The organism is Ensifer sp. Root1252 (assembly GCF_001425885.1).
In the GTDB taxonomy this organism is placed as follows: domain Bacteria; phylum Pseudomonadota; class Alphaproteobacteria; order Rhizobiales; family Rhizobiaceae; genus Ensifer; species Ensifer canadensis.
In genome coordinates this window covers 20,352-44,588 of sequence record NZ_LMDT01000003.1, presented here as the reverse complement: position 1 = coordinate 44,588, position 24,237 = coordinate 20,352, and the positions used below count along the sequence as shown (strand labels likewise).

Here is a 24,237-nt window from a genome sequence, read left to right as displayed (position 1 = left end):
CACTTTTCGGGATCATGCGTCATACCTGCAGGATGGAGGAGACGAGGAGCTGGGTATAGGGCTCGCGCGGATCGTCGAGCACGCGGTCGGTTAGCCCCTGCTCGATGACGGCGCCGTCCTTCATCACCATCATGCGGTGCGACAAAAGCCGTGCGACAGCGAGATCGTGGGTGACGATGATGGCGGCAAGGCCAAGATCGTGCACAAGCCCGCGCACGAGATCGAGCAGGCGAGCCTGCACCGAAACGTCAAGGCCGCCGGTCGGCTCGTCCATGAAGACGAGGCGAGGGGAGGTGACGAGATTGCGGGCAATCTGCAGGCGCTGGCGCATGCCGCCCGAAAAGGCGCGGGGCTGGTCGTCGATGCGGTCGATGCCGATCTCGACGCGTTCCAGCCAGTCGCTGGCGGCAGCACGGATGTTGCCATAGTGCCGGTCGCCAACGGCCATCAGGCGCTCGCCGACATTGGCACCGGCCGAGACCGTCATTCTGAGGCCATCGGCCGGGTTCTGGTGGACGAAGCCCCAGTCGGTGCGCATCAGGAAGCGTCGCTCGGCCTCGCCCATGCGGGCGAGATCCCGATACTGGCCGTCGCGCATATGGTATTCGACGATGCCGGATGTCGGCATCAACCGGGTCGAAAGGCAGGACAGAAGCGTCGTCTTGCCCGAGCCGGATTCTCCGACGATCGCCAGCACTTCGCCGGGGAAAAGATCGAAGGAGACATTTCGGCATCCGATGCGGCTGCCGTAGAATTTCGAGACGTCGTTGACTTTAAGGAGCGGTACGGCACTCATTCTGCAGCCTCCTGGCGGGCAAGCATGTGTCCAGCATGGCCGCAGTCGCGGCGGTCTTCGCAATGGTCGGTGTCGGAGCAGACGAACATGCGTCCGCCCTTGTCGTCGAGCACCACTTCGTCGAGATAGACGTTCTCGGCGCCGCAGAGGGCGCAGGGCTTGTCGAACTTCTGCACTTCGAACGGGTGATCGTCGAAATCGAGGCTGACGACCTCGGTATAGGGCGGAACCGCATAGATGCGCTTTTCACGGCCGGCGCCGAAAAGCTGGAGCGCTTCCGACATGTGCATCTTCGGATTGTCGAACTTCGGCGTCGGCGAGGGATCCATGACGTAGCGACCCTCGACCTTCACCGGATAGGCATAGGTGGTGGCGATATGGCCGTTGCGGGCAATGTCCTCATAGAGCTTCACATGCATCAACCCGTATTCTTCGAGCGCGTGCATCTTGCGGGTCTCGGTCTCACGCGGCTCGAGGAAGCGCAGGGGCTCCGGGATCGGTACCTGGTAGACCAGCGTCTGGCCCTCCCTGAGGCCTTCCTCGGGAATGCGGTGGCGCGTCTGAATGATGGTTGCTTCCTTAGTCTTCGTCGTCACTGCGACATCGGCGACCTTCTGGAAGAAGGCGCGGATCGACACGGCGTTGGTGGTGTCGTCGGCGCCCTGGTCGATGACCTTCAGCACGTCCTTCGGTCCGAGGATCGACGCGGTAACCTGCACGCCGCCGGTGCCCCAGCCGTAGGGCATCGGCATTTCGCGCGAGGCGAAGGGAACCTGGTAACCTGGGATGGCGATCGCCTTCAGAATGGCGCGGCGGATCATCCGCTTGGTTTGCTCGTCCAGATAGGCAAAGTTGTAGGTGGCAAGGTCGGTCATTCGGCGGCCTCCTTCATGCCGTCCTGGCCGCCGGCGCGGGCAGCGTCATAGTCGCGGCGCATGCGCCGAACGAGGTCGAGTTCAGCCTGGAAATCGACATAGTGCGGCAGCTTCAGGTGTTCGACGAAACCGGTCGCCTGCACGTTGTCCGCATGAGAAATTACGAATTCCTGGTCCTGCGCCGGCGCAACGATGTCTTCGCTGAATTCGTCGGTGCGCAACGCGCGGTCGACGAGCGACATCGACATGGCCTTGCGTTCGCTTTGGCCGAAGACGAGGCCGTAGCCGCGGGTGAACTGCGGCGGCTGTTTCGCCGATCCCATGAACTGGTTGACCATCTGGCACTCGGTGACGCGGATGACGCCGAGGGAGACGGCAAAGCCGAGCTCGGGCAGGTCCAGTTCGACTTCGACTTCGCCGATGCGGACTTCGCCGACGAAGGGATGCGTGCGTCCATAGCCGCGCTGGGTCGAGTAGGCGAGCGCCAGCAGAAAGCCCTCGTCGCCGCGTGCCAGGGCCTGCAGGCGCAGGTCGCGGGCCATTGGAAATTCCATCGGCTCGCGGGTGAGGTCGCCCATGACATGGCCTTCGGGCATGCGGCCGTCGCCTTCGATCAGCCCTTCGCCGTCGAGAATGTCGGAGACGCGCATCACATGTTCGCCCGGCTCCTTGACGGCCGGTTCCTCGACCGCCGCGTCGGCGATCAACGAGGGGTCGAGCAGACGATGGGTGTAGTCGAAGGTTGGGCCCAGCAATTGTCCGCCGGGCAGGTCCTTGTAGGTGGCCGAGACGCGGCGCTCGACCTTCATGGTCGCGGTATCGACCGGCTCGGAATAGCCGAAGCGCGGCAGCGTCGTGCGGTAGGCGCGCAGGATGAAAATTGCTTCGATCATGTCACCGCGCGCCTGACGCACGGCAAGGGCTGCGAGCTCGCGGTCGTAAAGCGAGGCTTCGGCCATGACGCGGTCGACGGCAAGGCCAAGCTGTTCGACGACCTGCTGGATGGTGATCGATGGCAACGTGCGGTCGCCGCGGCGTCGATCGGCGAGGAGGCGATGGGCGTTGGCAATGGCGGCTTCGCCGCCCTTCACTGCAACATACATGGGTTAAACCTCCTGTCGCGAAAGTCTTGACGTGCGTGGCAGGCAGAGAACGCTGTCGCCTGCCGTCAGCACGAGGTCGATGCCGCGCGGGAAAATCGCGCGGTTGGCGCTCCAGAAGTCGAGGAAGACTTCAGGCAGGCCACGCACCGCAATGGTGATGTCGTCCTTGATACCAGGTCCGCGGGCGGTCAGCGTTTCGCCGCCGGTCAGCGCTTCGATCTCGATGACGAGCGTCGTCGAGCGATCCGGATATTCCTGCGTGCCGAGCGAAAACTGGTCGAAGCCCAACACCGGCGCGCCCTTCTCGACAAAGGCAAAGCGTGCATCGGTTTTGGTGTCCGTCACCGGTGCGCCGGTGTGGAACGCGATCCACTGCGGTACTGCGGATTTGCCAAGGGCGGGCGTGAGCCAGACTGCCGTGTCGTGATCGCACAGCGTCAAGGCCACGGCTCCGGCAGCCGCGCCCATTGGCGCCGGCGGGATGCTCGACGCCTCCAGGCGGATGATCTGCCCCGGGCGGGCAAAGCCGTCCATCAGGCTCTTGAATACGGATTGGGCGGAAAACACCGGGTCGGCAAAGGCGCCGGCATAGATTTGCGATTGGCTGGCCATCAGTCGTCTCCGCGAACCATGGTGAAAAAGTCGACGCGTGTCGCGGCGGTTTCCTCTGCCGTGCGGCGATCTTCCGCCTTGATGCGCGAAGCAACTGCGCGGTGAAGCGCCTCGACGGCTGGGCGGTCGGCTTCACGCTGGAAGAGCGCATCGAAGATTGCGGCAAGGCGAGCGCGCTGCTTGTCGGTGCCAAGCAACTGGCCATGGCCGATTTCGCCGGTCGAAAGCCGGATCGTCGCGCGCGATACGGTTGCCTCGCCCAGATTGAAGGCATCGCCGCCGCCGCCGATGCGGCCGCGAACCATGACCAAGCCCGTTTCCGGTCCGCGCACGGGCGACACATCAGGCTTGTCGGCAAGTGCCTCCCATGCCGTCATGAGTTCTTCCGAAGACGCACGGGCCAGCAGCCGCATGCCTTCCCTGCGCGCCATCTCCGGCGGACTTTCCTGTTTCAGCTTCGCATCCATCATTTTCACCTCAAATGTCTATTGATCTAGACAAGTGCACATCTTATACTTTTCCTTAGCGTCCGCAAATGACAGGCTTGTGACATGGCAATGCGAAAAGCGGTTGAACGGCAGACAGGGGTCGCACTCTGGCGGCAGATCGCAGACCGGATCCGGCTGGCGATCAGCAATGGCGACTACGACGCTGCCGGCATGGTGCCGCCCGAAACGGTGCTTGCGGGCGAGTTTGGCGTCAACAGGCACACCGTCAGGAGTGCACTGGCAGCCCTTGCCGAGGAAGGGTTGGTTCGTGCCGTCCAGGGCCGCGGTACGATGATCGAGCGCAAGGAGAGGGTGAGCTATCCAATCTCGCGTCGCACCCGCTTCTCGCAGGGTCTCGGCCGGCAGGTGAAGGAGATCGGCACCCGCCTGCTCGGCCATGCCGAACTGAAGGCATTTGGCGACATTGCCTCGGCACTGGGTATCGCGCCGGGTGAACCGGTGATCGAATTGCGCACCGTCAGCAGCGGCGATGGCCGTCCGCTCTCCGTTTCGTCAAGTTACTATCCCGCCGCCCGGTTTCCCCGCATGGCGGAAGAGTTCGAGCAACGGCATTCCGTAACCAAAGCGTTTGCCGCCCACGGCCTTGACGACTACGTGCGCGTTTCGACCGAGATCGTCGCCCGCCATGCCGACAGCGACGAACTCTCGATGCTGAAACTCTCGGCTGGTGCGATCGTCCTGGAGGCGCAGTCGGTCAATGCGGACCTCGACGGCAAGCCCGTGGAGTATTCCCGCAGCTGTTTTGCCGCCGACCGAATGAAATTGCGGATCGAAACGTAATCTGCCGGGTTGCGTTAATTCGTTTTTGCCTGCAAAAGTTGATCTTCGTGCCCAGTCGACCAATAGGAAATGTCTGAACGGATTGGTGGAGACGAGCTTCGGTGAGCGGACGTGTAGGCTTACTGGTTTTGATCGGTACTTTGCTGCTGGCGGCGCAATCCGTGCGGGCGGACGATGGCGGAATTTCTGGGCTCTGGCGCGAAGTGGGCGCGACGCTCATACGCTGCCAAGGCTGCCTCAGCGTTGTTCGGCACGGCACTGTCCTTACCGTTGTCAGCGAAGCGGGCTGGTCGGCAGTTGTGACTGCCAACAGTTACGGCCCGACATCCTACGCCAGCGGAACTGGGCGATGGCGGCCTAACATCGGCGCCAAACAGGCGGATGAACCGTTTGAGGTGCATCTCTCCCTCGCAGACAGTCGGCTGGTCGTCGTCCTGATGAAGGAGAGCGACCACGGTGCGTCCCCCCATGTCAAGGTCAACTACGAGAGGCGGCTGCCCGCCTTAGACAAGAGTTTTGGAAAGGTCCGCAAGATCAAGATAAGTGAAGAATGATCTCGGCGGTGCCTGCCGTAGTGCGATGGGGACTGCTGAAAAGCCCGAGAACTTTGATTTCTCGGCCAAGCCATACTATCTTGCGGTTGCAGGAGCGGTCAAACCTGGGCGGAGGTGCGATGTCGATCGCGCGACGGTCGAAATTGAAGCGGCGTCTTCTGGCGATGCTCGTGACGGGCATCGGAGGCATGGCGGCTGCGGCCGCCTCCTTCGCAACCGCAGTCTATCAGGCGGCCAATCCCGCTCCCGTTGAGCTTGCCAGGATGGGCGAGCCAATCGACGCAGGTCGTTGGGTTATCGCGATAAACAATGCCTCGATGGCGGAAGTTCCCCCTACGGGAACCAAGCCAGTCGACCCCAAGCGGTTCCTGACGGTCGACCTTGAACTCGACAATCGCTCGGCCGCGACAAGCAATGCGTTCATGCAGCTCGTCTCGATCGAGACGCCGATGTCGGTCCAACTTCCAGAGCCGGTCTACTACCTCGCCCGTGACAAATGGATCGCGAGCGCGATCAACCCTGGCATGCCGGAGAAACTCATCGCTGTTTGGGAATGGCCGGAGGGTTTGCCGAACCCGAAGGCGCTGCGCTTTTCGGTCGCCAAGCAGATCTACAAACCGCGCGACAATCTCTATGGCGCGCCCGGATGGTTTGATGACGGCAAGGCCGCCATCGTCGAACTGGCCGTAAGCGGGCAAACGGACGAGGCAGTGCGATGATCGCCGGGTTGCGTACAATCCTGTTGCTCGGACTTGGCGCTCTCGTGCTCTACGCCATGCAGCACAACACGCCGGGCTATGGCGATATCACGTCGCCGATTGCGATCCGTGGCAAAGCGGGCGAGCGGGTGGAAAGCCATGCCTTTGCCTATGGTGCCGCGAATGTGCATCTGGCGCGGGCGCTCAAGACCGAGAGCTTCGGACGGGTGCGCGACTATTCAAGCTCGGGTGTCTGGTTGGTCATCGAAGGTGCAGCGGTTGCCAAGAAAGAGAGCCTGACGTTGCTATCAGCGGGATGGTTGTCGCCAAGCGGAATCCGCTATGCCCTTAGTCAACGCTTCTCGACCATGCGTGGCTATCTGCCGACGGAGCGACTGGAGCCGGGCTTGCCCAAGCCGGTGCTCGTAGCATTCGAGTTGCCCGAAACGGCGATCAGCGGCGGTCGTCTGCTCATCGCGCGCTCTGGTCTGACCCCTCTCGGCGAAGAACTTTGGATCGCGCTCGACCAGAAGGCACCACTGGAAATCAAACCATCGATCACGCTTGCGCGCGGCAGCGGCAGCATGCCGTGGACGCTGGCTGCAAAATGACGAGAGGCAGGTCATGAGCGAAAGACGCCTGTTCTGGACCTGCCTCGTGGCACTCGTCGCCGTGCTGCCATTGGCGATAGTGGTCCACGCCTGGGATAGTTTGCGTGAGATGCCTTTGTTTTCCGGTAAGCGCGACATCATCGTCGAAAGCGGTGTGGTCCAGCCCTATGCGGGCGGGCAATGGAAGCTTGCGGATCTGAAACGACTGCCCGGTCCATCTGATGACGCGCGCGTTGTTCTGGCGGAATTCGAGAGCGAACCGAAAGATCTGGCAATGCTGGCTGAGAGTGCGTGCCGCGTTCGGCTGGTGGATGCGGAGGGGCGGCGCTTCGAGCCCTTGATGCTGACGGAACCAATCGTGCGCGAGATGTATCCCGAAGTGGCGGATCGCCCGCGCTGTTCTAGCCTCGCATTTGCAAATGCCGGAAACGGCGGCACAGTCAGAATGGCGGAAAGTTTTATGGTGCCGGCCAAGGCAAGCGATCTTTCGCTCGTGGTCGAGGTTTTGGGAGCAGACGACGGCACGCTCGTTTTCAAGTGGAAGCGTAGCTAGGGGATAGAATCTGACGCCTGTCACCCACGCAGAAACCTCCGTCCCGGTGATGGAAGGGCGTTCCGATCCTGCCCGGAAGCAGATCCGAATGTCGCAGCGAACCGTTTTGGTTATTCATCACACCGACAAGGCGGCGAACAGTTTGCGCCCATCCTTACTTTTGCGTAACGGCGCCCGAAGTTATTCTGAAGACCCTGGATCGGAGATCTTACAGCATGGCGAAGCTTGTCTTCGGAATGAACCTGTCCCTCGACGGCTACGTCGACCACCAGGAGTTTGCGCCAGGTCCCGCGCTCTTTCGCCACTGGATAGAGCATGTGCGCGACGTGACCGGCAGTGTGTACGGTCGCCGCATGTACGAGGTCATGCGCTATTGGGACGAAGACCGTCCTGAGTGGAGTGCGGAGCTACGCGAATTCGCGGCGGCGTGGCGGCGCCAACCGAAGTGGGTCGTGTCGCGCTCGTTGAAGTCGGTCGGCCCCAACGCCACACTCGTCGAGGATGACGTCGAGGCGGTGGTCCGTGGGCTGAAGGCCCAGCTCGTTGGGGAGATTGCAGTTTCCGGACCAGACCTGGCACGAAGCCTGACTGGCCTTGGTCTTATTGATGAGTATCGACTCTACTTCCACCCCGTCGTGCTTGGTCACGGCAAGCCATTCTTCGCCGGCCCCCGGCCGCCGCTTCGTTTTGTGGCCAGCGATCTGATTGGCGATGACGTGATCAGGTTGACCTACGTTCCTGCCTAATCACGCAACTCGCCCGACAGGTTCGCGTCGACGCGTCAGGCCCGCTTTGGGCCAAGCTTCCACTTTCGTCGCTAGCCGAAGATCGGACATCAGGTGCGACGATAGGATTGCACGCCCGCAGCAATTCGAAGTGCTACAGCGACCTTTGCGCGTCTAATACGACGCGCGGCGCTGTAGGGGCCGCCGCAGGTGTTGCCTGCGAAATGGCTCGTTCGAGCATGGCTGCCAGCAGCGAGATGCGCATGGCATCGAGCAAGATGCCGCCGTCGAGATCGCTGGGACTGCCGATGAAGACGACCAGGATGCTGAATACAAACTCCCAGGTCGCGAACTCTTCGACGCCGAGCAGGCGCGTTGTTGCAAACCAAAGCCAGGCCCCAAGCCAACCGATCAGGCGATAGGCGACGATGAAGGTGAGCAAGGTTGCAAGCCCTGCGCCGAGTGTCAGCTTCAGGCAGGTCCAGACCGGCCCATAACGCGAGCGATAGTCGCTGACGAAGTGTTCGAGAAAATCGATGAGCCATTTGCGCCAGCTCCGTGCGCTGGTCCGTGCCGGCATGGTGCGGGGACCGGCCGCGGAAAGTTCATAGCCGTTGATGATTGCCGCCATCACTAGCCAGACCATCGGCAAGAGGGCGTAGAAGAACAGGCTCTGCGCCTGCGCCAGCCAGTCGGGCTTGCGAAATTCGACGGGTATGAAGTTCTCCGCGGCATAGGCAACGCCGATCAGTTGCAAGCTGTTGCCCCAATCAAGAGTGCTCAGCAGTTTGCCGGCGCCGAGCCAGGTGATGAATTCATCCTTCCAAATCGAGAGCCCGTAAAGACCGATAAAGATCCAGCTTGCGTCGGCGGCAACGATAATCAAGCGCCAAGCTGGCGCCTCGCTCTTTTTGCTCATGCGCTTGGCGACCCAGCGCACCACCCAGCAAACAGCGATGGACAGGAGCAGGCCGCTTGAACTGAGGATGTTAAAGAATTCGGCCTTCTCGCCGAAGGCGACGTTGTCGAGCGCCAGCCGGGAATATTCACGCACCGTGTTGCCGAGGAAGCCCCACGCCGCGTAGTAGGCGAAGAAAGGCAAGATCGCTGCGGCGGTTACGGCCAGCAAGCGCCGATCGTTGCTGCCAGATTTGCCTGGCGAGACCGGCGCGCTCTTCGTCTGCCGGAGCGATTCCAGCGCGGGCAATCCCGGACGCAGGGCTAGAAACATCAGGACCACGATGATGAGCTTGGCAAGGACGACGAGCGACAGCACCACCATGCCGCCGAGCGGGTGGCGCAAACCCACCTCGACCGCGGCACGCAGCAGCAGGTCTCGCACGATATACCCTACCGCCCCGATCAGGAGCAGTTGCGGCCAAAAGCGGGCAAGCAAACGTCCCATGAGGCCAATGGGACCGAGCGCATCTGCTATCGACGTCATGACCAGAACATAAGTGCACTTTGGTCAGAGCACAACCATGGCGCCCCAAACCAAGAACCCGACAGAAGATGGGGCGACAAGCGGGGGCGGTAAGCCCCAGGCGATGATCGATGCAATGCCCGACAGGTAGCCGCGTCGCTCCTTTTGAGGAAATGAGGCAATGCGCCGCAATTCCGACGCGTTTTTGCCGCATCACCAAAGGCTGCATCAGGATCCACGCATTGGGAATTCTCCAGGGAGAATGGAAATGGCGACGTGGCGACCCGATCCTTCTTTTTATCCTTCACCACGCATGGCGGCCAAGGCTCCCAAGGAAACCTTGGCCTATGTCGCAGCCTTCGATCCTGAGCGAGCGAGGCCGGATGCAATCGCCGTGGTCGATGTCGACCCGACGTCACCGAGCTATTCGCAAATCGTTGCACAGGTCGATATGCCGAACGTTGGCGACGAGCTCCATCATTTCGGCTGGAACGCCTGCTCCTCCTGTCTTTGCCCCAATGCGCCGCACCCGCATGTCGAGCGTCGCTATCTCGTAGTCCCGGGGTTGAGATCTTCGCGGCTCCACATCATCGACACCAAGCCGGACCCGCGCAATCCGAAGATCATCCGCGTGATCGAGCCTTCCGAAATTGCCGAAAAGGCGAACTATTCGCGGTTGCACACCATCCATTGCGGCCCCGAGGGCATCTACGTCAACGCGCTCGCCGACCGCGACGGTAATGCGCCCGGCGGCATCTTCTTGCTGGATCACGAGAGTTTCGACGTGCTCGGCCAATGGGAAATGGATCGTGGACCGCAGAAGCTCGCCTATGACTTCTGGTGGCATCTCGGTCACGACACGCTGATTACCAGCGAATGGGGCACGCCGGATACCTTCGAGAACGGGCTGGTTCCGGAAGTGTTGCTCGGTTCGAAATACGGCCGCAGGCTGCACTTCTGGGATCTGCACAAACGCAAGCACCTGCAGGAGATCGACCTCGGCGAGGAGCACCAACTCATCTTTGAACTGCGCCCGGCCCACGATCCGACCAGGGCCTACGGTTTCGTCGGCTGTGTCATCAGCATCAAGGACCTCTCGGCATCGATCTGGACCTGGTATCGCGACAAAGACCAATGGGCGGTCAAGAAGGTGATTGAGATCCCGGCAGAGCCCGCCGATCCGGATCTCCTGCCGCCCGTGCTCAAGGGCTTCGGCGCGGTCGCACCGCTCGTCACGGACATCGACCTGTCGATGGACGATCGGTTCCTCTATGTTTCCTGTTGGGGCACCGGTGACATGATCCAATATGATGTTTCCGACCCATTCGCCCCGAAGGAGACGGGCCGAGTGCGCATCGGTGGGATCGTATCACGAGCGACCCATCCGAAGGCTGCAAACGGAGCGTTGAACGGCGGGCCGCAGATGGTGGAGATCAGCCGGGACGGCAAGCGGGTCTATTTCACCAATTCGCTCTATGGCGCAATCGACCCGCAATTCTATCCCGACGGTATCGACGGGTGGATGGTCAAGCTGGATGTCAATGAGGGCGGCGGAATCGCGTTTGACGAGAATTTCTTCGTCGATTGGCCGAAAGGCCATCGCCCGCATCAGGTTCGCCTGGAAGGCGGGGACTGCTCGTCCGATTCCTATTGTTATCCGTGAGGAGGGTGCGGGCGTGCGGCCCTACCATGGCGAATGACGACCTTCTGGCCATGGCTTTCACTTGCCGGCCTCGGCGCCTTTCACGGTCTCAATCCGGCGATGGGCTGGCTCTTCGCCGTGGCGCTGGGGCTTCACCGCCAGAGCCGGCGGACCGTCTGGTTGTCCCTTGTTCCCATTGCGATTGGCCATGCGATTTCCATCGCGACCGTGTTGGTGGTGGTCATCGCATTCGGCGCAGCCCTGGATCTGGACAGCTTCAGGCTTGCCGCCGCCTCGCTCATACTTGGCCTTGCCGCCTACGGCGCCGTTTACGGACACCGCCAACGCGTCAGAGTGGGAATGCGAACCGGCATGGCCGGCCTTGCGTTCTGGTCCTTCCTGATGGCAACGAGCCACGGGGCGGGGTTGATGCTGGTGCCTGCAATGCTCAGCATCTGTCTGGCCGATCGCTCCGGCGACCTCGCAATGCCAATGGCGAGCTCACTCCCGGTCGCGCTTGCCGCCCTTGCGGTGCATAGCGGCGTCATGCTCGCGGTCATCGCGGCGGTCGCGCTCGCCGTCTTCGAGTGGCTGGGGCTTGCGGCCCTGCGCTCAGCGTGGATCAACTTCGATCGTCTCTGGACATTGGCGCTCGGCGCGACCGGCATAGCGCTTCTTGTTCAATGAACGGCCGATGCGGCCATTGCGGTTCTTCTCCCGCATCCGCTCTCACTCATTCTATTCGATCACGTTTATTTCCTGTCAGTTCCTCTTGCCTCTGGGCTCTCACGTAGTCGATATAGCCGCGAACATCGGCGGCGGGTTCGGAGTAGGCGTTGCCGAGCGATTTCTCGATCGCCGCCATATAGGTTGCCGCCCAGGCCGGCAGGGAATAGTCGATTACCGCGAGGAACTCGAGCGTCGCTGCAAGCCTCATGTCGGCAATCGACGGTTTGGTGCCACCGATGAAGGGTTTCTCGCCCATATAGAACGTGTGGAAGACTTCGAGCGGTTCGGCCAGCGCCTCCGCAGCTTGCTTGCGCGCATGTTCCTTGGTGGCGGCGTCTGCATCACTATAGCCGACTTCGCCTGGATATTGTGGGAACTTGAGCACCGGATAAGTGGCGCGCGCGAGATAGGGATAGAAGGTGCCGATCAGGTAGAACATGGCGCTGTCGATCATTGCGCGCGCCTCGGGATCCTTCGGATAAAAGTCGTTGAGCCCGTGCTTGTTGCAGAGATACTGCATGATCGCGCAGCTTTCCCACAGTACGCCCTTGGGCAAATCCGCCGTTTCGATCATCGGCGTCAGGTGCGAAGGCGCCCTCGCCATATACTCGGCCGAGCGCGTAAGCCCATAAACGTCATGCTCGCTGAAATCGAGACCTGCGGCGCGAACGAACACGCGGGCCGTCAGGTTGTTGACGCTGGGCTTGATGACATTGAGTTTGATTGCAGACACGAGTGTTCCTCCCTTTTCGCGGGGGTGCTCAGTACGGATTCCTGGGCACCCGATCGGTTGACAATGAAGGCCGGGTTCGCTCGACCAGGGCCTCGATGGCATCGGCGAGATGCTCCTCGGCGATGGCGTATTCGCTGCGGGCGACGCGAATCCGGTGCGCTTCCATCAGCACCTCGGCATGAGTGTGGCCGGCCGGCGGTTCGAACCGATAGGACGCAAGCTCGATCAACAGGCCAAGTGGGTCCTCGAAATAGATCGAATCCATAAAGCCGCGATCCTTGACGCCGCTATGGCGGATCTCCCGCTCGTTGAGACGGTCGACCGCTTGCTGGAACGTCGCGCGCGAGACGGCGAAAGCGATGTGATGCACGCAGCCGATATCCGTCGATGTCCGATCGGGATCGGGCTTGCGGGCCTCGTCGGTGAAGACGGTGATCAGGCGGCCATCGCCCGGATCGAAATAAAGATGGCTTTCCGCCGCCCTGTCGAGGTTCGGTTGCTCGAAGATGAAGGGCATGCCGAGCACGCCCTCCCAGAAGTCGATCGACGTCTGGCGGTTCGCGCCGACGAGCGTGATGTGATGGACCCCTTGCGATTGAAGTTTGCGCATTGCCGTCCTCCCGCAGATTGAACCCCGGCGGAAAAACGGTCCTTGGACAATTGTGCGCGCCGCTCGGGTTCCAGACAGCAATGTTACACCCGTTTCGACTTCGGCTCTTGCTTGTCGAACACCGGAGCGGACTGGATGGACTGCTATTGTGCGCAGTCGCGCCCGTCCTTTGAAGCAGGCACCGGTGGAATCCCGGTGCAGTCAGGCTTCAAATGTTTCGACGCTTGCCTTCGATCAGGTCGAGCACCGCGCGGGCGGCATCAAGGACGTTCGTGCCGGGGCCGAAGACGGCGGACACGCCGTTATCCATCAGATACTCGTAATCCTGCCGCGGGATGACGCCGCCGCAGATGACGATGATATCCTCGCCGCCGCGCTTTTTCAGCGCATCGGCAAGCTGCGGCATCAGGGTCTTGTGGCCGGCGGCAAGCGATGACACGCCGATGACGTTGACCTTGCTGGCAAACGCCATGTCGGCCGCCTCTTCGGGGGTCTGGAACAGCGGGCCGGCCAGAACGTCGAAGCCGATATCGCCAAAGGCCGAAGCGATCACCTTGGCCCCCCGGTCGTGGCCATCTTGGCCGAGCTTTGCCACCATGATCTTCGGCTTGCGGCCGAGCTTGTCCGAGACCTCGCCCAGCCGTTCGGTGAGCACGGCCAGTTCGGGCTCACCCTCATAGGCCTTGCCATAGATCTTGCTGACCACCTTGGGCGTTGCGGCATGGTCGCCGAAGGCCGCGCGCATCGCGTCAGAGATCTCGCCGACGGTTGCCCGGGCACGGGCCGCCTCGACCGCGGCGGCCAACAGATTGCCGTCGCCGGTGCGGGCAAATTCGGTAATAGTGGCCAGTGTCTTTGCCACATCCTGCGAATTGCGCCGACGCTTGGTTTCCTCGATCCGGCGGATCTGGGCGGCACGCACGGCGGTATTGTCGATCTCCAGGATGTCGATCGGCTCTTCGTTGTCGAGACGGTATTTGTTGACGCCGACGATCACTTCTTCGCCCTTGTCGACCGCCGCCTGCCGGCGGGTGGCCGCCTCTTCAATCAGCCGTTTCGGCAGTCCGGCATTGACCGCCTCGGTCATGCCGCCCATCGCCTCGATCTCTTCGATCAGCGCCCAGGCTTTTTCCGCCAGCTCGTTGGTGAGGCTCTCGACGTAATAGGAGCCCGCCAGCGGATCGACGACCTTGGTGACGCCCGTCTCATGTTGCAGGATCAGCTGGGTATTGCGGGCGATGCGCGCCGAAAACTCTGTCGGCAGCGCAATCGCCTCGTCGAAGGAATTGGTGTGCAGCGACTGGGTGCCGCCAAGGGCTGCCGACATCGCCTCGAAGGCGGTGCGGATAATGTTGTTGTAGGGGTCCTGCTCCTGCAGCGAGACGCCTGATGTCTGGCAATGGGTGCGCAACATCAGCGACGACGGCTTCTTCGGCTCGAACTCCGTCATGATCCGCGTCCACAGCAGCCGCGCTGCGCGAAGCTTGGCGGCCTCCATGAAGAAGTTCATGCCGATGGCGAAGAAGAAGGAGAGGCGACCGGCGAACTCGTCGACGTTCAGGCCCTTGGCAAGGGCGGCGCGCACGTATTCGCGGCCATCGGCGAGCGTGAAGGCGAGCTCCTGCACCAGCGTCGCGCCCGCCTCCTGCATGTGATAGCCCGAGATCGAGATCGAGTTGAACTTCGGCATCTCCTTTGCCGTATACTCGATGATATCGGCAACGATGCGCATCGAGGGTTCCGGAGGGTAGATATAGGTGTTGCGGACCATGAACTCCTTGAGGATGTCGTTCTGGATGGTCCCCGACAGCTTGTCGCGTGAAACGCCCTGTTCCTCGCCGGCGACGATGAAGGAGGCGAGGATCGGGATCACAGCACCGTTCATGGTCATCGACACCGACATTTCCTCCAGCGGAATGCCATCGAACAGGATCTTCATGTCCTCGACGCTGTCGATCGCCACCCCCGCCTTGCCGACATCGCCCTCGACGCGCGGATGATCGCTGTCGTAACCGCGGTGGGTGGCAAGGTCGAATGCAACCGAAAGGCCCTTCTGACCGGCGGCGAGGTTCTTGCGGTAAAAGGCGTTCGAGGCTTCTGCCGTCGAGAATCCCGCATATTGCCGGATCGTCCAGGGCCGACCTGCATACATCGTCGCGCGCGGGCCGCGCAGGAATGGCGCGAAGCCGGGCAATGAGCCGAGATGGCCGATGCCATCGAGATCGTCAGCGGTATAGAGCGGCTTGACGGCGATGCCTTCCGGCGTCTGCCAGGCAAGATTTCCCGGCGCCGTCTTGAGTTCGCGCTCGGCGAGGGTTTCCCAATCTTTCACGGTCTTATCGCTCATCGGTAACTCCTTGGCCCAAAGGGCACCTTTCGGACCTCATCCCTGTGCCTGTCACAGGGATACAGTCACGCGATGTCTCTCGCGTGCAAGAACGGATTTCGTGCGCAGCAGAAGCGGCGCTGCTGGATTCCCGCGACAAGCACAGGAATGAGGGTGAAGACGTAATTGCACAGCAACCATCATTCGAATTCCATGATCAATTCGTCGACCGCGAGGCTTGCGCCGGCGATAACGGCCACGCGCTTGACGGTGGCGCGCTTCTCGGCGCGCAAGATGTTCTCCATCTTCATCGCTTCAACAATCGCCAGCGACTGGCCCGCTTCCACGGTATCGCCGGCCCTGACCGTGACCGAGGTGATGACGCCGGGCATCGGGCAGAGCAGCATCCTGGAGGTGTCCGGCGGCAGCTTCTTCGGCATCAGTTTGGCGAGCTCGGCGACACGCGGGCTCCTGACCCGGGCAATCACGTCGATGCCGCGCCAGCGCAGCCTGATCGCCGTACCCGTCAGTTCCACCTTCACGCTCATCGGCTGATTGTCGATGTTGAAGGTGGCGAGCGTGCGGCCCGGCGTCCAGTCGCCGGCAATTGAGGCGGACGTGCCGTCTTCAAAGCGGACATAGGCGCCATCGGCCGAAGCGCCTGACGTCAACGCAAAGTCCATGTCGGCAAGATTGACCACCCAATCGTAGCCGACGATGCGACGATGGTTGCCGATCGTGCCGGAAATCTGGCTGGCACGTTCCTGCAGGACCTGGTTGATCGAGACGGCGATCGCCGCCAGCTTGCGCGCCGATGCTTCGTCCGGCGTCACGCCATGGAAACCGTCGGCAAACTCCTCGGCGATATAGGCGGTCGTCAGGCGGCCGTCGCGAAAGCGCTGCTGCTGCATCACGGCGGACAGGAATGGCAGGTTGTGACCGATGCCTTCGACCTCGAACTGGTCGAGCGCTTCCGCCATGGCCTCGACGGCCGTCAGGCGGTCCGGTCCCCAGGTGCAGAGCTTGGCGATCATCGGATCATAATACATCGAGATCTCGCCACCCTCGAAGACGCCGGTGTCGTTGCGGATCACTGTGCCGTCGTCGTTTGCACCTTCCACAGGCGGGCGATACCGCGTCAGCCTGCCGATCGAGGGCAGGAAGTTGCGATAGGGGTCTTCGGCATAGAGTCGGCTCTCAACCGCCCAACCATTGAGCTTCACATCCGCCTGGCCGAAGGTGAGCTTCTCGCCAGCCGCAACACGGATCATCTGCTCGACAAGATCGAGGCCGGTCACGAGTTCGGTGACCGGGTGTTCCACCTGCAGGCGGGTGTTCATCTCAAGGAAATAGAAGTTGCGATTGCCATCGACGATGAACTCGACCGTGCCGGCCGAATGATAGCCGACGGCCTTTGACAGCGCCACCGCCTGTTCGCCCATGGCCTTGCGGGTGGCGGCATCCAGGAACGGCGAGGGGGCTTCCTCAATGACCTTCTGGTTGCGGCGCTGGATCGAGCATTCGCGCTCGCCGAGATAGAGCGTGTTGCCGTGCTTGTCACCGAGCACCTGGATTTCGATATGGCGCGGTTCGGTCACGAATTTTTCGATGAAAATCCGGTCGTCGCCGAACGAGTTCTTCGCCTCGTTCTTCGAGGACTGGAAGCCTTCGCGTGCTTCCTGGTCGTTCCAGGCGATGCGCATGCCCTTGCCGCCGCCGCCGGCCGACGCCTTGATCATCACGGGATAGCCGATCGATCCGGAGATCTTCACGGCCTCATCGGCATCCGCAATCAAGCCCATGTGACCGGGAACGGTGGAGACGCCGGCTTCGGCCGCAAGCTTCTTCGAGGTGATCTTGTCGCCCATCGCCCGGATTGCGCCAACCGGCGGGCCGATGAAGGCAACGCCTTCCTTTTCGAGCGCTTCGGCGAAGGCGGCATTTTCCGACAGGAAGCCGTAGCCGGGATGAACCGCATCGGCGCCGGTCTTGCGGATAGCATCGATAATCTTGTCGATGACGATATAGGACTGCGCCGAGGGCGAGGGGCCGATATGCACGGCCTCATCCGCCATGCGCACATGCATGGCATCGCGATCGGCGTCGGAATAGACGGCGACGGTGGCGATGCCGAGTTTCTTCGCGGTTCTGATGACGCGGCAGGCGATTTCGCCACGGTTGGCGATGAGGATCTTCTTGAACATGCGTTTCACTTTCAAATCCTTGGTGTCGCGTCAGCGTTTGAATTTGCGCCGATAGGGCAGGAGCGCGATCGACGATGCCGCAACGGCGCCGCCGAAGAGCAGCGCAAACGGCACGACAACCATGGCCGTGGCGAGGATGGGGCTGGTGGAGCGGGCGATATGGGTGCCGACCGCGCCGATGTTGAGCCAGATCAGCACGCCAGCGACGGTCGCGCCGGTCGCAAGGCCATAGAGCGCGTTGACGGCCAGGTAGCGCAGCATCTCGCGATGGTCGCGGCGGGCCTCTTCCGGTGTCATGATGCGTTCGCGTTCCGGCTCCATGATTGCCTCCATCATAACGGGATCGTGTCATGCTTGCGCCAGCGGACATCGACCTGCTTGTTGCGAAGCGAGGCAAAGGCGCGGGCGATGCGGCGGCGCGAAGAGTGCGGCATGATCACTTCATCGATGAAACCACGTTCTGCGGCGACGAACGGATTGGCGAAGCGCTCTTCGTATTCCTTCGTACGCGCCGCGATCTTCTCGGCGTCGCCGAGTTCGGAGCGGTAGAGGATTTCGGTCGCGCCCTTGGCGCCCATCACCGCGATCTCGGCGGTCGGCCAGGCATAGTTGACGTCGGCGCCGATATGCTTGGAGGCCATGACGTCATAGGCGCCGCCATAGGCCTTGCGCGTGATCAGCGTCACCATCGGTACGGTTGCCTGACTGTAGGCGAAAAGCAGTTTGGCGCCATGCTTGATGACGCCGCCATATTCCTGGGCGGTGCCCGGCAGGAAGCCCGGCACATCGACGAGGGTCAGGATCGGGATCGAGAAGGCGTCACAGAACCGGACGAACCGGGCCGCCTTGCGCGAACTATCTATATCGAGGCAGCCGGCAAGGACCATCGGCTGGTTTGCGACGACGCCGACGGTCTGGCCTTCCATCCGAATGAAGCCGGTGATGATGTTGCGGGCGAAACTCTGCTGCAGCTCGAAGAAATCGCCCTCGTCGGCAAGCGCAAGGATGAGTTCCTTCATATCGTAGGGTTTTGCCGCGCTGTCGGGGATGAGACTGTCCAGCCTGCGTTCCAGCCGCGACGGATCGTCGTGGAATGGCCGGACCGGTGGCTTCTCGCGATTGTTGAGCGGCAGGAAATCGAAGAGCAGGCGCACATGCTCAAGCGTCTCGATGTCGTTTTCGTAGGCCGCGTCGGCGACGGAGGATTTTTTCGTGTGCGTGCCGGCGCCGCCAAGCTCTTCGGCGGTGACGATTTCGTTGGTGACGGTCTTCACCACGTCGGGGCCGGTGACGAACATGTAGGATGAGTCACGCACCATGAAGATGAAGTCGGTCATTGCCGGCGAATAGACGGCGCCGCCGGCGCAGGGGCCCATGATCACCGAGATCTGCGGGATAACGCCCGATGCCTCGGCATTGCGGCGAAAGACCTCGGCATAACCTGCAAGTGAGGCGACGCCTTCCTGGATGCGCGCACCGCCTGAATCGTTGAGGCCGATGACCGGCGCGCCGTTCCTGACTGCCATATCCATGATCTTGCAGATCTTCTGCGCGTGGGTTTCCGACAGCGAGCCGCCGAGCACCGTGAAGTCCTGGGAGAACACATAGACCTGCCGGCCATTGACCGTTCCCCAGCCGGTGACGACACCGTCGCCGGCCACCTTCTGGCTGTCCATGCCGAAGTCGACGCAGCGATGCGTGACATACATGTCGTATTCTTCAAAGGAATCTTCATCGAGCAGAACCTCGATGCGCTCGCGTGCCGTCAGCTTACCTTTGCCGTGCTGGGCGTCGATGCGCCGCTGGCCGCCGCCGGCTCTTGCCTCCGCCCGGCGAGCTTCGACCTGTTCAAGTATGGCGCGCATAATTCCCTCCCGGTTTTTCCGTGATTGTGCAGAGGCGTTTGTCGCTTCGCAATAGCCTCGAAGGACGGATGGTAAAACGCCCGTTCATGTGCAAATGTGAAATAGAGAATATTGCGAAATGTAAATTGCAAAGTTGCGAACATGGCGATCGGCAAACTCTATATCGGCCGCAAGGTCAGGGAACTTCGGGATGCAAACCGGGCGACGCAGGGGCAATTCGCCGAGCGCATCGGCATCTCCACCAGCTACCTCAATCAGATAGAGAACAACCAGCGGCCCGTATCGGCTTCCGTTCTTCTGGCCCTTGCCGAAAAGTTTCAGATCGATATTGCCGAACTTTCGACCGGGGAGGGCGACAGGCTGCTGTCTGCCCTGTCGGAAGCGCTCAGCGATCCGCTGTTCGAGACCTATTCGCCGAGCCTGCAGGAATTGAAGCTGATCACCCAGAATGCGCCGGGGCTAGCGCATGCGCTGATCAGTTGTCACCAGGCCTATCGCCGCAACAGCGAGCAACTGGCCAGCATCGACGATACCATCGGCCGCGGCGGGTCTTCGGTGGAGACGACGCCCTATGAAGAAGTTCGCGACTTCTTCCACTTCGTCGACAACTATATCCACGACATCGACGTTCTCGCCGAGCGACTTGCAGGCGAACTCGGGCTCGGTGAGGGCGACAACCATGCAGCATTGGCCGCCTATCTCGAGCAGCGCCACGGCGTGCGTGTCTTGCGGGGTGCGGCCGGCGACGAGGCGATCCGGCGCTACGATCCGCGTGCCCGTCTGTTGACGCTGAACCCCTATGCCCCGGCCGCGACACGCGATTTCCAGATTGCACTACAGATCGCTCAGTTGCACGCCCGAGAAGAGATCGACCGGGTGGCCGGCGGCGCCGGTTTCCGCACGGAGGAAGCCTACGAGATCTGTCGCATTGGGCTGCAAAACTATTTCGCCGGTGCGCTGATCCTGCCTTACCAGGCCTTTCACAAGGCGGCGCGCGAGCTCCGGCACGACGTCGAGCTGCTGGCGGCGCGTTTCGGTGCGTCGCTCGAGCAGGTCTGTCATCGGCTGTCGACGCTGCAGCGTCCGGGCCAGAAGGGCGTGCCGATCTTCTTTGCCCGCATCGATCGGGCCGGCAACATCACCAAGCGCCATAGTGCGGCCAAGCTGCAGTTTGCCCGTTTCGGTGCAGCATGTCCGCTCTGGAACGTGCATCAGGCGTTTGAGACGCCCGGCCGCATCATTCGTCAGCTCGCTGAGACGCCTGATGGTGTGCGCTACCTTTGCCTTGCAACGCAGATCACCAAGGGTGGTGGCGGCTTCCGCGCCGCACAGCCGCGTTACGCCTTGGCGCTCGGTTGCGAGATCTCCTATGCTGACGCCTTCGTCTATGCCGACGATCTCGATCTCGGCAACCGCGCGGCGTTCGATCCGATCGGCATATCCTGCCGAATCTGCGAGCGCACGAAATGCGCCAGCCGCGCCGTACCACCATTGAAGCGAAGACTGATCGTCGACCATGACTTGCGCGGCGCTCTGCCGTATCGTCTGAGTGAAAGCTAATGGACTTTGGCAGGGATCTGTTCGTTTTTGAACAGAACCTGTGAGAAGTTGCACCTGTGCCTGTACGGAATTTGGTGTAACTAGCCCCAATCGTTCAATATGCGGTCAGGGAGGACATGCATATGGATTTTCACCTGTCAGAGGAACAGGAAGCCATCCGCCAGATGGCACTCGACTTCGCTCGCGACGAATTGGCGCCTCACGCCATTGAGTGGGATCAGGAAAAGCATTTCCCGGTCGATAAGCTGCAGGCCGCAGCCGCCCTCGGCATGGCAGGCATCTATATCAGCGACGATGTCGGCGGCACCGGCCTGACACGGCTCGACGCCGCCATCATCATCGAAGCACTGGCAACCGGCTGCCCGGCGGTTGCCTCCTTCGTTTCCATTCACAACATGTGCGCCGGCATGATCGACCGCTATGGCACCGACGAGCAGCGCCATCGGTTGCTGCCGAAGTTGCTGACCATGGAGACGCTGGCGAGCTACTGCCTGACCGAGCCGGGATCCGGTTCGGATGCGGCAGCACTCAAGACCAAGGCTGTCAAGGACGGTGACAGCTACGTGCTGACCGGCCAGAAGCAGTTCATCTCCGGTGCCGGTGTGTCCGGCCTCTATGTGATCATGGCGAGAACCGGCGAGGACGGGCCGAAGGGCATCTCCACCTTCGTGGTGGAAAAGGATGCGGCCGGCCTCACCTTCGGCGCGAACGAGAAGAAGATGGGTTGGCATGTGCAGCCCACCCGCGCCGTGATGCTCGACGGCGTGCGGATCCCCGCTGAAAACCGCCTCGGTGCCGAGGGCGACGGCTTCAAGATCGCTATGGGCGGGCTTGACGGCGGCCGGCTGAACATTGCCGCAGCCTCGCTCGGCGGTGCGCAGGCCGCCTTCGACCGGGCACTCGCCTATGTCCAGGAACGTCGCGCCTTCGGCAAGGCGATCGGCGAGTTCCAGGCACTGCAGTTTCGCCTCGCCGATATGGCAACCGATCTCGAAATCGCCCGTACCTTCCTCTGGCGCGCGGCCTCGGCACTTGATGCTGGAGACCCCGAGGCGACGAAACTTTGCGCCATGGCCAAACGCTTCGTCACCGATCGCTGCTTTGCCGTCGCCAACGACGCGCTGCAGCTCCATGGCGGCTATGGTTATCTCGCCGACTACGGCGTCGAGAAGATTGTCAGGGACCTGAGAGTGCACCAGATACTCGAGGGTACCAACGAGATCATGCGGCTTATCGTGGCGCGCTCGATCTTCGGCCGGAAATAGGAAGGGCTTTTCATGGAAATGCAGGCGGTAGCACCGGAAGTCATCGTCGAACGCCAGGGCGCAATCGGCCGCATCCGGCTCAATCGCATGAAGGCGTTGAACAGCCTCAACGTTCCGATGATCCGGTTGATCGCCGAAGCGCTGACCGAGTTCGAGAGCGATCCTTCTGTCGCGGCCGTGATGGTGACCGGCGAAGGCGAACGCGGGCTTTGCGCCGGCGGCGACATCCGCATGATCTATGAGAGCGGGCGCGAGCGGCCGGCCGAAGGCGCACAGTTCTGGCGCGAGGAATTCATCGTCAACAGCCGGATTTCCGCTTACCCGAAGCCCTACGTTGCCATCATGGACGGCATCGTCATGGGCGGCGGTGTCGGCATCTCGGCACATGGCAGCCACCGTGTCGTCACCGAGCGCACCCGGCTTGCCATGCCGGAAACTGGCATCGGCTATTTCCCGGATGTCGGCGCCACCTGGCTGCTGCCGCACGCGCCCGGCGAATTCGGCACCTATCTCGGGCTTACCGGCCGCGACATCGGCGCCACTGATGCAATCCATGCGCGCCTTGCCGACCATTATGTGCCGACCGCCAAGCTCGACGAGCTGTTCTCGACCCTTGCCGCGCTGCCGCCTTCAGCCAAGGCCGCGGATGTCGATGCCGCAATTCAAGGGGTGGCCGAGCAGGTTCCGCCATCTGCGCTCGCGGCGCATCTCAAGGCAATCGACCGGTGTTTCGCCTTCGATACGGTCGAGGAGATCCTTGCCGCGCTCGAGGCGGAAGACAGTGACTTCGGCAGGGAAACGCTGGCGCTGCTTCGCTCGCGTTCGGCGCTGAGCATGGCACTAACGCTCGATCTCCTGCGTGCCGGACGCAAGAGCGCCTCGCTCAATGAATGCCTCGAGCGGGAATACTCGGCCACGCTCGGCATGCTCTCCAATCCCGATTTCTATGAGGGCGTACGTGCCGCCGTCATCGACAAGGACCGCAACCCGAGATGGTCGGTGGGCCTTTCCGATGTGACGGAAGAGAAGCGCGCGCAATTTACGAACCGAGATCACCTGCCATTGTTTGTCGCCTGAGGGAGCCAGTCGCTCCGGTTGGCGTCGGTCGAATTGCAATTCAGGAGGAGTGAAGATGACGACGATCGCCTTTATCGGGCTTGGCAACATGGGCGGCCCAATGGCCGCCAATCTGGTGAAGGCCGGCCACGCGGTGACCGGCTTCGATCTGTCGGAGGCATCGCGCAACGCTGCGGCAAAGACGGGTGTTTCGGTTGCAGGTTCGATCACGCATGCGGTGCGCGAGGCGGAATGCGTCATCACCATGCTGCCGGCTGGCGCGCATGTGCTCTATGTCTGGGATGAACTGCTCGGCTTCGTCGACCCCGGCACTTTGCTGATCGATAGTTCGACCATCGACGTCGACAGCGCCCGCAAGGCGCATGCGCTTGCCGACAAGGCCGGATGCCTGTCGCTGGACGCGCCCGTTTCGGGTGGCACCGGCGGGGCCGCCGCCGGCACGCTCACCTTCATGGTCGGCGGTACGGATGATGCCTTTTCCCGCGGCAAGCCGCTGCTCGACGCCATGGGCAAGAAGATCGTTCATTGCGGTGACGTCGGTGCGGGCCAGGCGGCAAAGATCTGCAACAACATGATCCTCGGCATTTCCATGGCCGGCGTCTGCGAGGCCTTTGTGCTCGCCGAGCGCCTCGGTCTGTCGCATCAGGCATTGTTCGATGTTGCGTCGACTTCGTCCGGTCAATGCTGGTCGCTGACGACCTATTGCCCGGTACCAGGGCCGGTGCCGACATCACCTGCCAACAACGACTATAAGCCCGGTTTTGCAGCAAGCCTGATGCTGAAGGATCTGAAGCTGTCGCAGCAGGCGGCAAGCACAAGCGGCGCCTCGACGCCGATGGGCGCCCAGGCAGCGCAGCTTTATTCCATGTTCGAGAAACTCGGCCATGGTGGCGAAGACTTTTCCGCGCTCATTCATCTGCTGCGCGGCAATGAGGAAGCAAAGCCCGGCTGACCGGGTGTAACCGGTATACGGCGTCGATGTGAGCC

24 protein-coding genes are annotated in these 24,237 nt (G+C 61.9%); 12 read left to right on the top strand and 12 right to left on the bottom strand.

Annotated elements, in window-relative coordinates; translation table 11 throughout:
* Positions 1-19 precede the first annotated feature (19 nt).
* From phnK to phnG, 5 genes are read right to left on the bottom strand one after another with little or no spacing between them, the layout of a single operon-like run.
* On the bottom strand, positions 20-796 hold the full coding sequence (gene phnK / locus ASD02_RS05840) for a phosphonate C-P lyase system protein PhnK (protein ID WP_025429075.1): 777 nt from the start codon (positions 794-796) through the stop codon (positions 20-22).
* Positions 793-1,671 (bottom strand): alpha-D-ribose 1-methylphosphonate 5-phosphate C-P-lyase PhnJ, encoded by an 879-nt coding sequence (locus ASD02_RS05835; RefSeq protein WP_057204658.1) that lies wholly within the window; start codon positions 1,669-1,671, stop codon positions 793-795. Before ASD02_RS05835 ends, phnK begins: the two co-directional genes overlap by 4 nt.
* Positions 1,668-2,774: a carbon-phosphorus lyase complex subunit PhnI gene (locus ASD02_RS05830; protein WP_057220314.1), complete on the bottom strand. Its 1,107-nt coding sequence runs from the start codon at positions 2,772-2,774 to the stop codon at positions 1,668-1,670. Before ASD02_RS05830 ends, ASD02_RS05835 begins: the two co-directional genes overlap by 4 nt.
* 3 nt (positions 2,775-2,777) lie before the next feature.
* Positions 2,778-3,386, bottom strand: coding sequence for a phosphonate C-P lyase system protein PhnH (gene phnH, locus ASD02_RS05825; RefSeq protein WP_057220313.1), 609 nt, complete (start codon positions 3,384-3,386; stop codon positions 2,778-2,780).
* The gene (phnG, locus tag ASD02_RS05820) at positions 3,386-3,853 is read right to left on the bottom strand and encodes a phosphonate C-P lyase system protein PhnG (RefSeq protein WP_057220312.1); all 468 of its coding nucleotides are present in this window, start codon (positions 3,851-3,853) and stop codon (positions 3,386-3,388) included. The genes phnH and phnG overlap by 1 nt, the downstream gene beginning before the upstream one ends.
* A 90-nt stretch (positions 3,854-3,943) precedes the next feature.
* Between phnG and phnF the strand changes: the two genes are divergently transcribed.
* The 6 genes from phnF (at position 3,944) to ASD02_RS05790 (ending at position 7,837) form a co-directional block, all read left to right on the top strand.
* On the top strand, positions 3,944-4,675 hold the full coding sequence (gene phnF / locus ASD02_RS05815) for a phosphonate metabolism transcriptional regulator PhnF (protein WP_156408366.1): 732 nt from the start codon (positions 3,944-3,946) through the stop codon (positions 4,673-4,675).
* A 101-nt stretch (positions 4,676-4,776) separates the two neighbouring features.
* Positions 4,777-5,229, top strand: a complete 453-nt coding sequence (locus tag ASD02_RS05810; RefSeq protein WP_057220310.1) for a hypothetical protein — start codon at positions 4,777-4,779, stop codon at positions 5,227-5,229.
* 119 nt (positions 5,230-5,348) lie between these two features.
* Positions 5,349-5,948, top strand: coding sequence for a hypothetical protein (locus tag ASD02_RS05805; RefSeq protein WP_057220309.1), 600 nt, complete (start codon positions 5,349-5,351; stop codon positions 5,946-5,948).
* Positions 5,945-6,538, top strand: coding sequence for a hypothetical protein (locus tag ASD02_RS05800; protein ID WP_057220308.1), 594 nt, complete (start codon positions 5,945-5,947; stop codon positions 6,536-6,538). Before ASD02_RS05805 ends, ASD02_RS05800 begins: the two co-directional genes overlap by 4 nt.
* A 13-nt stretch (positions 6,539-6,551) precedes the next feature.
* Positions 6,552-7,091, top strand: a complete 540-nt coding sequence (locus ASD02_RS05795; protein WP_057220307.1) for a hypothetical protein — start codon at positions 6,552-6,554, stop codon at positions 7,089-7,091.
* Positions 7,092-7,306: 215 nt separating this feature from the next.
* Positions 7,307-7,837 carry a dihydrofolate reductase family protein gene (locus ASD02_RS05790; RefSeq protein WP_025429065.1) on the top strand — a complete coding sequence of 177 codons (531 nt, stop codon included), beginning with the start codon at positions 7,307-7,309 and terminating at the stop codon, positions 7,835-7,837.
* A gap of 133 nt (positions 7,838-7,970) precedes the next feature.
* Here the strand turns inward: ASD02_RS05790 and ASD02_RS05785 are convergent, their stop codons facing one another.
* On the bottom strand, positions 7,971-9,260 hold the full coding sequence (locus tag ASD02_RS05785; RefSeq protein ID WP_057220306.1) for a hypothetical protein: 1,290 nt from the start codon (positions 9,258-9,260) through the stop codon (positions 7,971-7,973).
* 247 nt (positions 9,261-9,507) lie between these two features.
* Here ASD02_RS05785 and ASD02_RS05780 point away from each other — a divergent pair, with 247 nt between their 5' ends.
* Both ASD02_RS05780 and ASD02_RS05775 read left to right on the top strand, forming a co-directional pair.
* Positions 9,508-10,902: a selenium-binding family protein gene (locus ASD02_RS05780; RefSeq protein ID WP_057220305.1), complete on the top strand. Its 1,395-nt coding sequence runs from the start codon at positions 9,508-9,510 to the stop codon at positions 10,900-10,902.
* Between the two features lie 33 nt (positions 10,903-10,935).
* A complete protein-coding gene (locus tag ASD02_RS05775) occupies positions 10,936-11,568 on the top strand; it encodes a hypothetical protein (protein ID WP_057218861.1) in 633 nt (210 codons plus the stop codon).
* Between the two features lie 46 nt (positions 11,569-11,614).
* On the opposite strand, the gene ASD02_RS05770 is transcribed toward ASD02_RS05775, so the two are convergent.
* From ASD02_RS05770 to ASD02_RS05745, 6 genes are all read right to left on the bottom strand, one after another.
* On the bottom strand, positions 11,615-12,343 hold the full coding sequence (locus ASD02_RS05770; protein ID WP_057220304.1) for a glutathione S-transferase family protein: 729 nt from the start codon (positions 12,341-12,343) through the stop codon (positions 11,615-11,617).
* Positions 12,344-12,371: 28 nt separating this feature from the next.
* Entirely contained in the window at positions 12,372-12,953 is a 582-nt protein-coding gene (locus ASD02_RS05765) for a VOC family protein (RefSeq protein ID WP_057204634.1), read from the bottom strand.
* A gap of 208 nt (positions 12,954-13,161) precedes the next feature.
* Positions 13,162-15,300: a methylmalonyl-CoA mutase gene (gene scpA / locus ASD02_RS05760; RefSeq protein WP_057220303.1), complete on the bottom strand. Its 2,139-nt coding sequence runs from the start codon at positions 15,298-15,300 to the stop codon at positions 13,162-13,164.
* A 179-nt stretch (positions 15,301-15,479) separates the two neighbouring features.
* On the bottom strand, positions 15,480-17,492 hold the full coding sequence (locus ASD02_RS05755; RefSeq protein WP_156408361.1) for an acetyl/propionyl/methylcrotonyl-CoA carboxylase subunit alpha: 2,013 nt from the start codon (positions 17,490-17,492) through the stop codon (positions 15,480-15,482).
* Between the two features lie 21 nt (positions 17,493-17,513).
* Entirely contained in the window at positions 17,514-17,804 is a 291-nt protein-coding gene (locus ASD02_RS05750) for a hypothetical protein (RefSeq protein ID WP_025429057.1), read from the bottom strand.
* An 11-nt stretch (positions 17,805-17,815) separates the two neighbouring features.
* Positions 17,816-19,348 (bottom strand): acyl-CoA carboxylase subunit beta, encoded by a 1,533-nt coding sequence (locus ASD02_RS05745; protein ID WP_057220301.1) that lies wholly within the window; start codon positions 19,346-19,348, stop codon positions 17,816-17,818.
* A 141-nt stretch (positions 19,349-19,489) separates the two neighbouring features.
* Between ASD02_RS05745 and ASD02_RS05740 the strand changes: the two genes are divergently transcribed.
* The 4 genes from ASD02_RS05740 (at position 19,490) to mmsB (ending at position 24,202) form a co-directional block, all read left to right on the top strand.
* A complete protein-coding gene (locus ASD02_RS05740) occupies positions 19,490-20,908 on the top strand; it encodes an XRE family transcriptional regulator (RefSeq protein WP_057218849.1) in 1,419 nt (472 codons plus the stop codon).
* A 122-nt stretch (positions 20,909-21,030) separates the two neighbouring features.
* Positions 21,031-22,173 carry an isobutyryl-CoA dehydrogenase gene (locus ASD02_RS05735; protein ID WP_025429054.1) on the top strand — a complete coding sequence of 381 codons (1,143 nt, stop codon included), beginning with the start codon at positions 21,031-21,033 and terminating at the stop codon, positions 22,171-22,173.
* A gap of 12 nt (positions 22,174-22,185) precedes the next feature.
* A complete protein-coding gene (locus ASD02_RS05730) occupies positions 22,186-23,250 on the top strand; it encodes an enoyl-CoA hydratase/isomerase family protein (RefSeq protein WP_057220300.1) in 1,065 nt (354 codons plus the stop codon).
* A 55-nt stretch (positions 23,251-23,305) separates the two neighbouring features.
* The gene (gene mmsB, locus ASD02_RS05725) at positions 23,306-24,202 is read left to right on the top strand and encodes a 3-hydroxyisobutyrate dehydrogenase (RefSeq protein WP_057220299.1); all 897 of its coding nucleotides are present in this window, start codon (positions 23,306-23,308) and stop codon (positions 24,200-24,202) included.
* Positions 24,203-24,237: the final 35 nt, after the last annotated feature.

Coding starts and splice junctions, on each gene's coding strand:
- phnF (WP_156408366.1), top strand. CDS start 3,944: ATGCGAAAAGCGGTTGAACGGCAGACAGGGGTCGCACTCTGGCGGCAG.
- ASD02_RS05835 (WP_057204658.1), bottom strand. CDS start 1,671: ATGACCGACCTTGCCACCTACAACTTTGCCTATCTGGACGAGCAAACC.
- ASD02_RS05795 (WP_057220307.1), top strand. CDS start 6,552: ATGAGCGAAAGACGCCTGTTCTGGACCTGCCTCGTGGCACTCGTCGCC.
- ASD02_RS05800 (WP_057220308.1), top strand. CDS start 5,945: ATGATCGCCGGGTTGCGTACAATCCTGTTGCTCGGACTTGGCGCTCTC.
- ASD02_RS05750 (WP_025429057.1), bottom strand. CDS start 17,804: ATGGAGCCGGAACGCGAACGCATCATGACACCGGAAGAGGCCCGCCGC.
- ASD02_RS05765 (WP_057204634.1), bottom strand. CDS start 12,953: ATGCGCAAACTTCAATCGCAAGGGGTCCATCACATCACGCTCGTCGGC.
- scpA (WP_057220303.1), bottom strand. CDS start 15,300: ATGAGCGATAAGACCGTGAAAGATTGGGAAACCCTCGCCGAGCGCGAA.
- ASD02_RS05785 (WP_057220306.1), bottom strand. CDS start 9,260: ATGACGTCGATAGCAGATGCGCTCGGTCCCATTGGCCTCATGGGACGT.
- mmsB (WP_057220299.1), top strand. CDS start 23,306: ATGACGACGATCGCCTTTATCGGGCTTGGCAACATGGGCGGCCCAATG.
- ASD02_RS05780 (WP_057220305.1), top strand. CDS start 9,508: ATGGCGACGTGGCGACCCGATCCTTCTTTTTATCCTTCACCACGCATG.
- phnG (WP_057220312.1), bottom strand. CDS start 3,853: ATGGATGCGAAGCTGAAACAGGAAAGTCCGCCGGAGATGGCGCGCAGG.
- phnH (WP_057220313.1), bottom strand. CDS start 3,386: ATGGCCAGCCAATCGCAAATCTATGCCGGCGCCTTTGCCGACCCGGTG.
- phnK (WP_025429075.1), bottom strand. CDS start 796: ATGAGTGCCGTACCGCTCCTTAAAGTCAACGACGTCTCGAAATTCTAC.
- ASD02_RS05730 (WP_057220300.1), top strand. CDS start 22,186: ATGGAAATGCAGGCGGTAGCACCGGAAGTCATCGTCGAACGCCAGGGC.
- ASD02_RS05740 (WP_057218849.1), top strand. CDS start 19,490: ATGGCGATCGGCAAACTCTATATCGGCCGCAAGGTCAGGGAACTTCGG.
- ASD02_RS05790 (WP_025429065.1), top strand. CDS start 7,307: ATGGCGAAGCTTGTCTTCGGAATGAACCTGTCCCTCGACGGCTACGTC.
- ASD02_RS05735 (WP_025429054.1), top strand. CDS start 21,031: ATGGATTTTCACCTGTCAGAGGAACAGGAAGCCATCCGCCAGATGGCA.
- ASD02_RS05830 (WP_057220314.1), bottom strand. CDS start 2,774: ATGTATGTTGCAGTGAAGGGCGGCGAAGCCGCCATTGCCAACGCCCAT.
- ASD02_RS05745 (WP_057220301.1), bottom strand. CDS start 19,348: ATGCGCGCCATACTTGAACAGGTCGAAGCTCGCCGGGCGGAGGCAAGA.
- ASD02_RS05775 (WP_057218861.1), top strand. CDS start 10,936: ATGACGACCTTCTGGCCATGGCTTTCACTTGCCGGCCTCGGCGCCTTT.
- ASD02_RS05805 (WP_057220309.1), top strand. CDS start 5,349: ATGTCGATCGCGCGACGGTCGAAATTGAAGCGGCGTCTTCTGGCGATG.